Raw genomic sequence first — 12,437 nt, 5'->3', positions numbered from 1 at the left:
TCGGAACAAGCAACTCTTCTTTCACATATAGCCAAAGATAACAGTACCATTAATATGCGCAAATTTCAACTGCGCACACTAAAAATATTTTAACAACACCTTCTAGTTATGACAAACGACTAGCAAACTTAGCATGAAGGGATGAGGTTATCTCACCTTCTTTTCCGTTCCCAATCTGCCGGCCATCCACCTCAACAATTGGTCTTGCTTCTTGGGTTGTACTAGAAATGAAAACTTCATCACTTTCAAGCAGCTCCTGCTTTGTAAACGCTTCTTCCTTTATTTGAATACCTAGTTCAGAAGCAACCGAAAGGATAACCCGTCTCGTGATCCCATCTAAAATAAAGTTGTTAGCTGGATGAGTATAAAGGATGTTATTTTTCACTATAAAAACATTCGTAGAACTTCCTTCAGTTACCAAGTCGCCACGATGAAAAATCGCTTCGTCAACGTTCTGCTCCGTTGCAGATTGTTTAGCCAATACATTCCCAAGTAAATTCAAACTTTTAATATCACATCTTAACCATCTGATATCTTCCATAAAAATCGCTTGACCTGGTGCGCGTGATGGTTCTTTCTCATATTCTTTCGTATAAGCGACAAGCACAGGTTCTGATTTTGCCGGGAAGGGATGATTTCGTGGAGCTACGCCTCGTGTTACTTGCATGTAGACGTGCCCGCTATGTACGCGATTAGCAGCCACAAGTTGCTCGATTTTCCCCTTGATTTCTTTTTGAGTAAACGGTAAAGAAATCTTGATCTCGCTCGCGCTTCGTTCTAAACGTTCCAGGTGAGCATCCAACTCAAAAAAGCTTCCGTTATAAATACGGATTACTTCATAAACACCATCTCCAAATTGATAACCACGATCTTCAATATCAATGGTTGCCTGCTCTCTTGTAATCAAATCCTGATTAAATAAAATCATTATGCTCACTCCTACCTTCTATTTTCTCCTTCTCTACCTTAACATATTTTAAGCACGGACTATGAACGCATTTATCTGAATAGTTTTACTTATTACATTTTATGCCAAATAGTAGTTTAGTAGTTTACAAAACCTTCCTAATAAACTAAAATTTGTACTCGTAAGATGATTTTTCTAAAAATTAGGAGGGTTTTGAATGAAAAGATTTTTACCTCTCGTGATGCTACTGTTTGTATTTGTAGCTGCTTGTAGTAACAATGGCGCTTCAAATGAGAACGATTCTAACGCTACTACTAATTCCGCAAACTCAGAAGAAACAAGCAGTGCAAATGAATCAGATGTAAAAAGTGATCTGCTCGATTTTCAATTGAACTTAATTCAAACCGTCAACAAAAGCGATTCACCAATTTATGAATTTGAAGCTGCTAAAGTCGCTGAAGAAAAGCCTTCTGATGAAGAGCTTGCAACGATGAAGTCTGATGCAGAATCTGCTGCAAAGACCGTTGCTGAAGATGTGCGTGCCATGGAAATTCCTGCTGAACTTGAAACATACAAAAGTGATATCGAAGCTGCTTTAGAAGAGCTTGCAAAATCATATGAAACAAGAGCTGCGAATCTTTCGGATGACCCGGAAGCAACGTATGAAGAATCAGACGCTCAATTCGCTTCTTTCGAAGAAAAAATGGCTACTGTCTACGAAGATGCTGGACTGACAGCTCCTAGTTTCTCAGCTGACTTAGTCGATTAATCGGAAAAACCGTTACATATTGTAACGGTTTTTTATTAGCTATGTGCGAGAAACATTCAAAATATAACCACTATTCACGAACAATACTACTAATTAGAATCCATAAACCGTCATTCCACCGTCTACGAACAACGTTTGTCCTGTTATGTAGTTTGCTGCTTCAGAGGATAAGAACACAGCTGCCCCTACGAGATCTTTTAGTTCACCTACTCTGTTCATTGGCGTTCGATCAAGGATCTCCTTAAGATATTGTTTATTTTCTAATAATTTTTCTGTACAGAGGTTTCTCTAAAAATAAGAAAACTCCTGCACCTTATATGTTCACATAATAAAATTATAGTAATCTTTCACGTCATTTAGAAAAATATGTATAGGAAACAAACATCCATGATACAATTGGATAAAAAAGGGGGATTACAGGTGCGTCAGGATACACTCGGATATGCGATGCGTGAACTTCGATTGTACCTTGGACTCTCACAGGCCGATTTATCGGAAGGCATTTGTACACAGGCATTAATTAGTCAAATTGAAAATAATGATGTCTCACCATCTGCAGAATTACTGTACCAACTTGCTTCCAGACTCGGTGTTGATATTAATTACTTTTTTCATATGAAGGAAACCCCTCGACTTGATTACGTTAATGAAGTGATCCGCCAAGTCAGAAGGCACATTAAGCGACGTGAGTATAATGAAGTATCTGATATTCTTGAAGCAGAAGAATCGAACCCCCTTTTCCGAACAATCAAAAACCAGCAGTTTTATCTCTGGCATAAAGCTATTTGTACGTATTATCTTGAACATAATGCCTCTACAGCCCTTCTACTTCTCCATGAAGCCCTTCATCTTACTACGACAACGTCTAAAAATTTCTCGGAACGTGAAATCGAAATTTTAATTAGTATGGCCATTTTGCATAGTGAGGAAAAAGAGTGGGAATGTGCTCTGCCGTTATTTCATAAAGCTCTTTATCACGTTCGCTTTTTCCCCATTATTAAGGATGAAACGATCGAAATTCGCCTTTATTATAATTACTCAAAAGCGCTATCCACCTGCAGAAACTATGAGAAAGCTCTCTCGATTGCTAGGGAAGGATTTCTGCTTTGCAGGGAGAAGCAGCGCCTCTATCTTTTTGGCGAACTTAGTTACCAGTGCGGTAAGCTCCATTATTTGCTTGGGAATCAAGAGCTGGCAATTGAATATCTGAAGACAGCATCTACGATCTTTGAACTAGACCAAAATAATAACTTTAAGACTCACGTTGAAAATTATGTTAAAAAAATAGGTATTGTCCACGAAGCCTAACTATTTGTGCTTTGTTTTCTCGATTAAGATAACAATAAAATTGAAGAGAGACACGAAGAACAGGCCAGCCGTGATAAACAATGTGAGTTCTTCCATTGTACGTCCTCCTTTCAAAGAGGTTAAGGGCTATTCATTCGACAAATGATAACTTGGAAAGATACCAACACACTTCAGACCCCTTTTCTTTAATTAATGACAATAAGGTAAATCTTCATCTTGCACCACATAAGCAGAGGCCTGTACCATTTGTGATGAGTCATTTGGTGCGATCGCGTACCCACTCACTACAACGAGAGATAGAAGAAGTAAAGCTGCCCATTTCTTCATTTTGTCACCCCTCCCTTCATTACATTTATATTACAACGCATCCAATATTTATGCATTTGCTATATGTGCTTCTCTACTAAATGGCAAAAGCCCCGTTCTCAAGAGAACGGGGCTTTTTGGGGAATCAAATAAACATTCTTATATTTTATGACGATTGAATTCATCTAATACATTGTTAATCGCATCCTGGTAACGTTCGCGACTCCAAGAATTATACGAAGGATGAGGAACATCCATTATGACCGTCCATTTTTCACTTGACACATTAGCTAGCTGAAAGAACTTTTGAGCAAATCGTCCACAAGGAATGATCGTTAGTTCCCGATCAGAAATCGCCTTCAGTCGATTTCTAAACTTCTCTAATATAAGTTGCTGCACAGCTAGTAACTCATTATCTTTAAAAGGGGTCTTTTGATTAGATGTTCGGATTTTACTTAAGTGTTCAAGTAATTCACTGTTAGCATTTCGATCACTCTCAGCATATGGTTTCGATTGCATCGGAATATTGCATACGTTAAGCAATCCCACAATGTCAAGCGATGGCCTTTCTATACTTTCTTCCTGATGTTTCTTCAGCAAGAGGCCGAGTGGATGTGAATACTCCGGACCAAATAGCTTTTTTGACATTGTAGCTCCTGAAGGTCCTGCGACCGGTACACCATTTTCCACTTCAGAAACGTGAGGAGACTCTAGTATGAAGATGAGCTTTGATTTTGGTGTCATCACTTCCGACACTTCATACTGTTGGGCGAGGGCTACGTATTGCTGTTCAAACTTTTCTACCGTATCCATAAATGGTTCCCTACCTTTATTGATTAAATGCTACGTTGTTTTCTTCTAAATAAGAGACAATCCGATCCCCCATTAAATGATACCCATCTTCATTTGGATGAAAGGCATCTTCATATAGAAGGTTCTCATCACTCTCAAGGAAGAGATCGGCAACTGGAACAAACGTAACTTCAGAATAATTTGAAACAGTTAATTGGCTACCATCATTCCAATCGTCTACGATTTCATTCATTTCTGGAATATCCCCAAAAGCTTTTGAGAACGGATTGAATAAACCTGTAAAATAAATTGGTGCATCACCATTTAAACTTCTAAGCTTATCTAATATCGTCGTCAAATTTTCTAAATAAATCTTTTCTTGAAGAGAGAAATATTGTTGATCAAGATTCATGAAATGATTTTTAACAACACCAAACAAATCATTTCCACCGATCGTTAAGAAGATATAATCCGCTTTTTTGACACCGCTTTGAACTTCATTCTCTTCTAATCTTTTTATGAGATCTTCCGTTTCACTACCAGTTATCGCATAGTTATCTAGTGTAACCTTTGCATTCTGTTCATCTTCAAAATAATAATCACTTACATAACCGATATATCCCTTTTTTTCTTGGTCACCGACGCCTTTTGTTAAGGAATCACCAAGACCAACAATCCGCACATTATCTGGCACTTTCTGAGGAATGGGTTCTTCATCTTGAAAGGTTTCCTTTATTTCATCACTCACAGGGAGTGAGTCCGTTAGCTCTGGATCATCCTTAAAATAGACATAGGTTAAGGCGCTCGCTCCCACAAATACTAGGAGCGTTAACGAGATGAGGATTAGCTTCATAAATCGATTCATTGTCATTTTCCTTTACTCTAACGATTGTACCTATTATTCTATCAAACGGAAGTTCACTCGTATATGAACTATTCAAATGGGATTTCTTCTAATAACTCATCCTGCTTCAACCGATATTGAATCTGCCTCGCCATTAGTTCGTATCCTTGATCATTTGGATGAAAGCCATCATCAAAAAACAAGTTCTCATCTACAGAATTAAACAATTCATACACGGGTACAAAGGATGTGTTACCATCTTTAAGGACCGTATCTTCACTTGCTCCATTCCACCTTTGCACAATTTGATCAATTTCCGTTACCGATTGAAAATTCTCTAATAGAGGATTATAAAGACCAATAAATAAAATCGGCGCGTCGGAATTAATACTTCTAATTCGTTTCATAATGGCACTTAGACGTTCTACATAGTTTGTTTGTTCTTGTTGAAAAACGTCCATTTGTAAATCTAGAAAATGTTCTTTCACAACTTTCATTAGATCGTTTCCACCAATACTCATGACGATCACATCTGCTTCTGAAAGGGAATCCTGCACATCGTCTTCGTTTAACATCTTATATAATTTTGGCGTCTGCCTTCCATGAACAGCGTAGTTCTCTACAAGTACAGACGTATCTGTTTCATTCTTTATATTCGCAGCAAGTCGACCAATGTACCCTTGCCCTGTCGAGTCACCACTACCCTTCGTCAGTGAGTCTCCTAATCCCACCATTCTTATATCGGGATCTTCAGGCTGCGTTACTTCTTCAGGTTCTGATGAATCTGACTTTTCTTTAGAGACTTCAGGTACTATATCCGTTTTCTCTCGATCATTTTTATTCGCGATCGATGAGATGACCGTTTCATTCGGCGCTTCATTCATAACCATCATGGATGCGGCTTGCTTTATTTCATTCAAACGCTGACTACGGTGTTCCATAATTGGTTTAACACTGAGTAAAATACCCGCAGCAAGAATGAGGAATAAAAACAGCCATATTCTCTGTTTTTTCATTCCAAAAACCTCCTCATTACACTTCCTTTTATACCCTTATTCTATGCTGATGTAACGTGAATTAAGAGATGGTTTACATATTTAAGTGGATTTATTGCCATTATTTCGCTTTATAACCTTTTTCTTTTTGCAAGTTGGCGCTACTTCTTTATAATAGTACGAGAAGACTCGTACGGCAAAGGAGGAAATACACTTGAAAATGACAATTACAAAACCCGCATTGAACTGGTTTAAACGAGAAATGGATCTTGAAAAAGGTGACAACCTCCGCTTTTTTGTACGTGTAGGTGGCTGCAGCACTGTTCAAGATGGCTTTTCCCTTGGTATGACTGTGGAAGAACCAACGGAACCTGCTCTTACAGTTGAAGAAGAAGGCATAACCTTTTTTGTAGAACAAAAAGATATCTGGTTCTTTGAGGATCAGGATTTCGCTGTAAAATTCAGCCGAAAAAAAGAGGAAATAGAATTTGTACACGGAAATTGATTGAGAAAAACGCGAAAGCGAGAAGCTTTCGCGTTTTTTATTTCACTTTTTTGTTAATCTAAATCGGTGAATGTGCGCTGCAAGACCCTCTGCTTCAAGAATACGGATCTGGTCATCCCCTAACAGGTCAAAGTGCGGAAATTCTTCACGGTCATGCATCCACTCTCTTTTTAAACCATACTGTTCTCCCCATCGGGCAAGCTTTTCTTTATTACGACACCCTGCTTTCGTCACAGAGTGATACTGTGGAAAGCGAGGATCATACCAAAAATGAGTCAATAAAGCGACCTCTCCGTTCGAAACGGCTGCCTTCCATTCTGCTAGCTCTCGCTTCGACAGACCAAAGGCCATTATTCTGCTCCAGTAGAAACAGATTGTTTCTTCGCTTGTTCATACGCCTGATGCCATTCCGGAAATTTTCTACGTATTGAGACAGGACGGAACGTATCTCGCTTTACACACGTATGCATCGATTCGCCCGTAACACAAATCTCGCCCTCTCCGTTTATGACTTCATAGCCGTAATTCACACGAAGCCCATCATAATGCTCGACCCAGGTTCTTACATTTACTTCATCCCCATACCTGACAGGTCGTTTGTAGCTTGCTTTAATATCTACAACGGGAGAAAGAATCCCCTCTTTTTCCATATCAGCATAACGGAATCCTAAATCATTGATTAGCGACGTTCGTCCGAGTTCAAACCAGATGAGATAGTTGGCATGATATACGACTCCCATTTGATCTGTTTCTGCATATCGAACATCAATAGACGTAGTTGCTATGTACATAATCTTTCCTCTCCTAACTTCAACGTGGTGTATATGTTATTTTACCATAATCCACCCATGAAGCATGAATGAGAAGAACTGAGTGACTTATTGTCACTCAGTTCTTTAAATCGCTATTACTTTGTTTCGTCTTTCACTTCATTTTCCAGCGCCTGAATACTCTCTTTTCGGTGCTGGTTTTTATCTTGAATAGCTTTTTTCTGCAAATCGCTATCCGTAAATTCTAACGAAGCTTCAGAATCATGAATATTCTCTTTCGTATCCTGAATTATTTTAGATAACTTCTCTGCATTATCGCTGCGATCATCTCGTTTAGATACCATCATAAGCCCTCCCGAAATAAGTAGGTACGAGCTTATTATGACTAATCATCTTAATAGGTATTCATTTTAATTAAGATTGAAGGCTTTTGGGAAGCGCCCCTTCTAGCTTGCCTTCATAGTACAACATATCCTTGCGCACTTCTGCACTACATCCGTTGGAAAGCAAAATGTTCTCAGCCGCAGTAAATACCTGTTTCAACATTCTGATCCCCATTCGATAGTCTACGACAACATTGCTCTGAATTCGGTCCTCATAGGAAGACAGCTCGACGAGAAGCCGATACGTACACTCTAATAATCGTATCGGAACATCGTTTGGTGAATGATTGCCTCCCTCATCTAAAAACGATTGAAATTCACGGTCGTCTTCATCACACATCAGAAAGAAAGTACCTGGTACGTCATGTAATTCGTGGTCAATATCAGAAATCGTAAGACTCATAACAGCAAGCCTGGCAGCGAAACCACCTATAATGGATGCAGTCCCACACCCATAAGGTGGTCCAGATTCCTCAAGCATGCGGTATATATCACTGCCTAACCTATCTTTTTTATCCACTACTATCACCCCTCTTATATGCCCATACCCTTTCTTCCTTTACTAAAATCTTCTAAATGGCTTCTTCAAAAATAATCGGACTCATATAGTTGACGCTTTTTCTAGAGATCTCTATCAAATTCTGCCAGTACTCTTTCACACTTTCCTGATGATCTCCTTGATCAAAACTAATTTGGAGCCATGATAATTCCTCAAGAAGCCTTACAGAAGAACCAATCCAGATCTTTCTACCTTCTATTTGAATGACAAAAGGCTCATCAAATCGAAAAGGAAGATAAATTCCAGATTGATTTGGGTGAAGAATAAGATGCTGAAAAATCGTCCCTTTGAAAAGACGTGCGTAAATAAGAAGAACGCGATCGTTTTTAGCAGCGGCTTTTTTTAATTTTTGAAGGGTTTGTGCTTCACCTAACTCAAGGCTCGCAATTGTGCGACTCCAATTTAATTCTTCTCGATATGGCACAAGATAGCCCATTTGCTGCATTTTGATTTCAAGTTCTTTTACAAGAAGCTCTTTGTTTGGTTCTTCTTCAGACCCCATTACTGAAATGGGTTCAATCCTTGCTGTAATTGTCATAAAGTTCCCCCCGAAAACGTTTGTCTCCTAATCTTTCGTCATCTCTCCACACTTTTGGACAACTTTACAAGAAATGAAAAGAAGTTGTTAAAATTGAAATAAACCAGAAAGAGCTTTCCTTTCTGGTCGTCATCAGCCTATTTACCTTTTGGAGGGGCGTAGTCAGGTTCAGCGTTGCCTTTAGTTTGCATTTGCTTTCCTTTGTTCCCTTCAGCTTCTGGATTGACAGAAGCGAGGTGATTTGGCTTAAAAGATTTTGGGAATTTCTTTGGGTTACTCATTTGTATCTCCTCCTTTAGGTAATAGGCTGTGCAACTAAAAGAGAAATATCTATACCCTTACAAATTTTTTGCGTGCTTTTGTTCAAATTTGTCTTCAATACGTTCAATCGCTTGTTTATCATTCATTAATTCAAGCTTATTTTGCATAACAAGTTCTTTGAAAGAAACTTTTTTAGATTTCCTCATGTTAGTCTCCTTTCCTCTTCAACAGTATTTAAAACCATTATTCCCGATTGATCAAAACTTATTACAAAAATCCGATTTTTTTGTTTATTTTATTGGGTTCTGCCCATGAACATTGCTATTCTTGGAACATTTAAGCTATGTCGTCATCTTTCTAGCTATGTTGTCAACAAATTAAAGCAAAATAAAAAAGGATGGCAAGAGCCATCCTTTTCTAAATTAATTTGCAATTTTGTCGCGAAGAACCATTTGAAGAATACCGCCGTGGCGATAGTAGTCGATTTCAACTTCACTATCGAAACGAGCAAGTACTTTAAATGTTTGCGTTTCGCCTTCTGGAGATGTTGCCGTTACGTTAATTTCATCACGTGGTTTCACGTTTTCTGTGATTTCAACAGCAAACGTTTCTTTACCAGTAAGGTTATACGTATCTGCAGTCTCACCATCTCTAAATTGAAGTGGAAGCACACCCATCAGCACAAGGTTACTACGGTGAATTCTCTCGTAGCTTTCTGCAATAACCGTTTTAATTCCAAGAAGGTTTGTTCCTTTGGCAGCCCAGTCACGTGAGCTTCCCATGCCGTAGTCTTTACCAGCAAGAACAACTAGACCTGTTCCTTCTTCTTTGTATTTCATTGCTGCATCATAAATCGGCATAACTTCATCCGTGTTCCAGAATGTTGTCCAGCCGCCTTCAGTTCCAGGAGCTACTTCGTTACGAATACGAATGTTACCAAACGTACCGCGCATCATAACTTCGTGGTTACCACGACGTGATCCGTAAGAGTTAAAGTCAATTGGACGAACGCCGTTATTTTGTAGATATTGCCCTGCAGGCATATCTTTCGCAATCGCACCAGCTGGTGAAATGTGGTCCGTAGTAACGGAATCGCCAAACTTCGCGATCGCTCTAAGGTCTTTAAGTTCGTGAATGTCTTCAGGATCTTTAGAAAGATTCTCGAAGAATGGAGGGTTCTGAATATAAGTAGACTCATCGTCCCAGTTATAAAGATCTCCTTCACTTGTGCTTAATTCGTTCCAGCGTTTGTTTTCGTCGAATACTGTTTTGTACTGACGCTTAAACATTTCTGGTGTTACTGTTTCAGCAACGGCTTGCTTGATTTCTTCTGCTGAAGGCCATAGATCTTTCAAGAATATATCGTTGCCGTCTTTGTCTTTACCGAATGAATCAGAATGAAGATCGAAATCTACAGTACCAGCAAGAGCATAAGCAACTACAAGCGGTGGTGAAGCAAGATAGTTTGCTTTTACTAGTGGATGGATACGTCCTTCAAAGTTACGGTTACCTGAAAGTACAGAAGTCACCGTAAGATCGCTCTTCGCAATCGCATCTTCAATCTCTTCTTTAAGTGGACCAGAGTTACCGATACAAGTTGTACAGCCATAACCAACCAGGTGGAAACCAAGGTCTCTAAGGTAAGGCATAAGTCCAGACTTATCAAGGTAGTCTGTTACAACTTTTGATCCTGGAGCAAGGCTTGTTTTCACGTATTCAGGAACTTGTAGTCCTTTTTCAACAGCTTTCTTCGCAAGAAGAGCCGCACCAAGCATAACGGAAGGGTTGGAAGTATTTGTACAGCTTGTAATCGCTGCGATCGCAACTGCACCTGTTTTCATCGTTACTTCTTTTCCATCGTTAAATTTAACAACAGCTTCCTTATCGAATTCTTTCTTATCCATACCTAGACCCTGGTTACCTTGAGGGGCAACGACTGCTTTATTGAATTCTTTCTTCATATCGGAAAGAAGAATTAAATCTTGTGGACGCTTAGGACCAGCAAGACTTGGCTCTACAGTTCCAAGATCAAGTTCAACAACGCTTGAGAATTCAGGATCTTCTGATTCCGGCGTGTAGAACAATCCGTTAGCAATTGAGTATTCACGCACAAGGTTAATATGCTCTTCAGAGCGACCAGTTAGGCGCATGTATTCAAGCGCTTCTTCATCAACTGGGAAAAAGCTACATGTAGAACCTTGTTCTGGTGCCATATTGGAAATTGTTGCACGGTCAGCAAGCGGCATGCCTGATAGCCCTGGTCCGAAGAACTCAACAAATTTCCCAACAACTTTTTTCTCACGAAGAAGCTGAGTCACTTTAAGCGCAAGATCCGTAGCTGTTGTTCCGCTTGGAAGTTCTCCAGTAAGCTTCACACCGATTACTTCAGGAACCGGGAAGTAAGAAGGCTGACCAAGCATTCCAGCTTCAGCTTCAATACCGCCTACACCCCATCCAAGTACGCCAAGACCGTTGATCATGGTTGTATGTGAGTCAGTTCCGAATAATGTATCTGGATAGGCAACATTCTCGCCATCAACTGTATTTTCTTGAACAACGTTCGCAACGTACTCCAAGTTTACCTGGTGAACGATACCAGTTGCCGGTGGAACGGCGCGATAGTTATCAAATGCATCTTGAGCCCATTTAAGGAACTTATAACGCTCAAGGTTACGTTCAAATTCTTTATTCATATTAAATTCAAGCGCATCCTCAGATGCGTATTTATCAACCTGTACCGAGTGGTCAATAACAAGATCCACTGGGATTTCAGGGTTGATTTTGTCAGGGTCGCCACCGATATCAGCCATTGCTTTACGAAGTGACGCAAGGTCAACAACAGCAGGTACACCTGTAAAATCTTGAAGAATGACACGTGAAGGTTTAAATGGTACGTCAATATCTTTGTTCTGCTCGCTAGTTCCCCATTTAGCGAGGTTTTCGATGTGCTCTTCTTTGATCACTTTACCGTCATATTGACGTAAAACAGACTCAAGTAAAATTTTGATCGTGTAAGGGAGCTTGCTTACCTTAGCGATGCCTGCTTCTTCTAACGCCTGAAGACGATAGAAAGAGTATGATTTACCATTGGCATCGAATGTTGCTTTGGAATTATAAAGTTCATGATTTGCCATATGTAGTTCCCTCCTCCAAATTGCATAACAAAGCGGATGTCGAAAAAACGTTTTCAACTACCCTTTATCCAGTTTAGTAAATTTCTAAACATAAGTAAATAACAAGATTGTTATTGCTATTGATAAGTCTAGCTTATCACCACATATTTTCTCCCTTATAGGAAAAGTTAGATGAAGGGAGGTGATGAATATGGGTAAGCGAAAAGCAAACGGTGTGCGTCCAGGAATGAATGATGCTGATGCTCAAGGAAACGGCGCAGGCTATGACAATGAATATGCAAACGAGCATATGACACAAGAGCAGCGTCAATATAATAAAAAGACAAAGAAACGCCAATAGGCTTGAAACCCGTCATCACCTGATGA

General features: G+C 39.5%; 18 protein-coding genes and 1 pseudogene. 4 read left to right on the top strand and 15 right to left on the bottom strand.

Annotation, left to right across the window (positions count from 1 at the left end; genetic code table 11):
- Positions 1-106: 106 nt before the first annotated feature.
- Complete coding sequence (gene dat / locus AC0VYH_RS10685) at positions 107-928, bottom strand: D-amino-acid transaminase (RefSeq protein WP_430246224.1); 822 nt, start codon at positions 926-928, stop codon at positions 107-109.
- A gap of 196 nt (positions 929-1,124) precedes the next feature.
- Between dat and AC0VYH_RS10680 the strand changes: the two genes are divergently transcribed.
- On the top strand, positions 1,125-1,676 hold the full coding sequence (locus AC0VYH_RS10680; RefSeq protein WP_475373741.1) for a hypothetical protein: 552 nt from the start codon (positions 1,125-1,127) through the stop codon (positions 1,674-1,676).
- 93 nt (positions 1,677-1,769) lie between these two features.
- Here the strand turns inward: AC0VYH_RS10680 and AC0VYH_RS10675 are convergent.
- Positions 1,770-1,964, bottom strand: a pseudogene (locus tag AC0VYH_RS10675) (SDR family oxidoreductase); the annotation flags it as partial.
- 132 nt (positions 1,965-2,096) lie between these two features.
- On the opposite strand from AC0VYH_RS10675, the gene AC0VYH_RS10670 reads away from it, so the two are divergent.
- A complete protein-coding gene (locus tag AC0VYH_RS10670) occupies positions 2,097-2,984 on the top strand; it encodes a helix-turn-helix domain-containing protein (protein ID WP_430242476.1) in 888 nt (295 codons plus the stop codon).
- Here the strand turns inward: AC0VYH_RS10670 and AC0VYH_RS10665 are convergent, their stop codons facing one another.
- The 5 genes from AC0VYH_RS10665 to AC0VYH_RS10645 form a co-directional block, all read right to left on the bottom strand.
- Positions 2,985-3,080: a putative holin-like toxin gene (locus AC0VYH_RS10665; RefSeq protein ID WP_425589651.1), complete on the bottom strand. Its 96-nt coding sequence runs from the start codon at positions 3,078-3,080 to the stop codon at positions 2,985-2,987.
- Positions 3,081-3,173: 93 nt separating this feature from the next.
- Complete coding sequence (locus tag AC0VYH_RS10660) at positions 3,174-3,311, bottom strand: hypothetical protein (RefSeq protein ID WP_194221526.1); 138 nt, start codon at positions 3,309-3,311, stop codon at positions 3,174-3,176.
- A gap of 138 nt (positions 3,312-3,449) precedes the next feature.
- Positions 3,450-4,103: a uracil-DNA glycosylase family protein gene (locus AC0VYH_RS10655; protein ID WP_430242478.1), complete on the bottom strand. Its 654-nt coding sequence runs from the start codon at positions 4,101-4,103 to the stop codon at positions 3,450-3,452.
- 16 nt (positions 4,104-4,119) lie between these two features.
- The gene (locus AC0VYH_RS10650; RefSeq protein WP_430242480.1) at positions 4,120-4,947 is read right to left on the bottom strand and encodes an SGNH/GDSL hydrolase family protein; all 828 of its coding nucleotides are present in this window, start codon (positions 4,945-4,947) and stop codon (positions 4,120-4,122) included.
- A gap of 68 nt (positions 4,948-5,015) precedes the next feature.
- The gene (locus AC0VYH_RS10645) at positions 5,016-5,942 is read right to left on the bottom strand and encodes an SGNH/GDSL hydrolase family protein (RefSeq protein ID WP_475373740.1); all 927 of its coding nucleotides are present in this window, start codon (positions 5,940-5,942) and stop codon (positions 5,016-5,018) included.
- Positions 5,943-6,135: 193 nt separating this feature from the next.
- Between AC0VYH_RS10645 and AC0VYH_RS10640 the strand changes: the two genes are divergently transcribed.
- Positions 6,136-6,426 carry a HesB/YadR/YfhF family protein gene (locus tag AC0VYH_RS10640; protein ID WP_303531430.1) on the top strand — a complete coding sequence of 97 codons (291 nt, stop codon included), beginning with the start codon at positions 6,136-6,138 and terminating at the stop codon, positions 6,424-6,426.
- Between the two features lie 42 nt (positions 6,427-6,468).
- Here AC0VYH_RS10640 and AC0VYH_RS10635 read toward each other — a convergent pair whose 3' ends face one another.
- From AC0VYH_RS10635 to acnA, 8 genes are all read right to left on the bottom strand, one after another.
- Positions 6,469-6,777, bottom strand: a complete 309-nt coding sequence (locus AC0VYH_RS10635; protein ID WP_430242484.1) for a hypothetical protein — start codon at positions 6,775-6,777, stop codon at positions 6,469-6,471.
- Entirely contained in the window at positions 6,777-7,217 is a 441-nt protein-coding gene (locus AC0VYH_RS10630; RefSeq protein WP_283152181.1) for an acyl-CoA thioesterase, read from the bottom strand. Before AC0VYH_RS10630 ends, AC0VYH_RS10635 begins: the two co-directional genes overlap by 1 nt.
- A 116-nt stretch (positions 7,218-7,333) precedes the next feature.
- Complete coding sequence (locus tag AC0VYH_RS10625) at positions 7,334-7,540, bottom strand: small acid-soluble spore protein Tlp (RefSeq protein WP_430242485.1); 207 nt, start codon at positions 7,538-7,540, stop codon at positions 7,334-7,336.
- 70 nt (positions 7,541-7,610) lie between these two features.
- Positions 7,611-8,099 carry a polysaccharide deacetylase family protein gene (locus AC0VYH_RS10620; protein ID WP_430242487.1) on the bottom strand — a complete coding sequence of 163 codons (489 nt, stop codon included), beginning with the start codon at positions 8,097-8,099 and terminating at the stop codon, positions 7,611-7,613.
- A gap of 52 nt (positions 8,100-8,151) precedes the next feature.
- A complete protein-coding gene (locus AC0VYH_RS10615; protein WP_194221517.1) occupies positions 8,152-8,676 on the bottom strand; it encodes a hypothetical protein in 525 nt (174 codons plus the stop codon).
- Between the two features lie 137 nt (positions 8,677-8,813).
- Positions 8,814-8,957, bottom strand: a complete 144-nt coding sequence (sspN, locus tag AC0VYH_RS10610) for a small acid-soluble spore protein N (RefSeq protein WP_098443515.1) — start codon at positions 8,955-8,957, stop codon at positions 8,814-8,816.
- Positions 8,958-9,014: 57 nt separating this feature from the next.
- Complete coding sequence (locus tag AC0VYH_RS10605; protein ID WP_194221516.1) at positions 9,015-9,143, bottom strand: FbpB family small basic protein; 129 nt, start codon at positions 9,141-9,143, stop codon at positions 9,015-9,017.
- A 216-nt stretch (positions 9,144-9,359) separates the two neighbouring features.
- Entirely contained in the window at positions 9,360-12,071 is a 2,712-nt protein-coding gene (gene acnA / locus AC0VYH_RS10600) for an aconitate hydratase AcnA (protein ID WP_194221515.1), read from the bottom strand.
- 190 nt (positions 12,072-12,261) lie between these two features.
- Here acnA and sspO point away from each other — a divergent pair, with 190 nt between their 5' ends.
- Positions 12,262-12,411: a small acid-soluble spore protein O gene (gene sspO, locus AC0VYH_RS10595; protein ID WP_194221514.1), complete on the top strand. Its 150-nt coding sequence runs from the start codon at positions 12,262-12,264 to the stop codon at positions 12,409-12,411.
- Positions 12,412-12,437: the final 26 nt, after the last annotated feature.

The sequence above is a fragment of the Anaerobacillus sp. QJM3NY_32 genome (genome assembly GCF_056173645.1).
The sequence above is the reverse complement of the archived record's forward strand: the minus strand, read 5'-3'. Positions and strand labels throughout refer to the sequence as shown.

Bases quoted from the DNA above. Each gene is read 5' to 3' on its own strand.
- AC0VYH_RS10680 (WP_475373741.1), top strand. From the start codon at position 1,125: ATGAAAAGATTTTTACCTCTCGTGATGCTACTGTTTGTATTTGTAGCT.
- acnA (WP_194221515.1), bottom strand. From the start codon at position 12,071: ATGGCAAATCATGAACTTTATAATTCCAAAGCAACATTCGATGCCAAT.
- AC0VYH_RS10625 (WP_430242485.1), bottom strand. From the start codon at position 7,540: ATGGTATCTAAACGAGATGATCGCAGCGATAATGCAGAGAAGTTATCT.
- AC0VYH_RS10615 (WP_194221517.1), bottom strand. From the start codon at position 8,676: ATGACAATTACAGCAAGGATTGAACCCATTTCAGTAATGGGGTCTGAA.
- AC0VYH_RS10630 (WP_283152181.1), bottom strand. From the start codon at position 7,217: ATGTACATAGCAACTACGTCTATTGATGTTCGATATGCAGAAACAGAT.
- AC0VYH_RS10655 (WP_430242478.1), bottom strand. From the start codon at position 4,103: ATGGATACGGTAGAAAAGTTTGAACAGCAATACGTAGCCCTCGCCCAA.
- AC0VYH_RS10660 (WP_194221526.1), bottom strand. From the start codon at position 3,311: ATGAAGAAATGGGCAGCTTTACTTCTTCTATCTCTCGTTGTAGTGAGT.
- AC0VYH_RS10605 (WP_194221516.1), bottom strand. From the start codon at position 9,143: ATGAGGAAATCTAAAAAAGTTTCTTTCAAAGAACTTGTTATGCAAAAT.
- dat (WP_430246224.1), bottom strand. From the start codon at position 928: ATGATTTTATTTAATCAGGATTTGATTACAAGAGAGCAGGCAACCATT.
- AC0VYH_RS10635 (WP_430242484.1), bottom strand. From the start codon at position 6,777: ATGGCCTTTGGTCTGTCGAAGCGAGAGCTAGCAGAATGGAAGGCAGCC.
- AC0VYH_RS10650 (WP_430242480.1), bottom strand. From the start codon at position 4,947: ATGAATCGATTTATGAAGCTAATCCTCATCTCGTTAACGCTCCTAGTA.
- sspO (WP_194221514.1), top strand. From the start codon at position 12,262: ATGGGTAAGCGAAAAGCAAACGGTGTGCGTCCAGGAATGAATGATGCT.
- AC0VYH_RS10665 (WP_425589651.1), bottom strand. From the start codon at position 3,080: ATGGAAGAACTCACATTGTTTATCACGGCTGGCCTGTTCTTCGTGTCT.
- AC0VYH_RS10645 (WP_475373740.1), bottom strand. From the start codon at position 5,942: ATGAAAAAACAGAGAATATGGCTGTTTTTATTCCTCATTCTTGCTGCG.
- sspN (WP_098443515.1), bottom strand. From the start codon at position 8,957: ATGAGTAACCCAAAGAAATTCCCAAAATCTTTTAAGCCAAATCACCTC.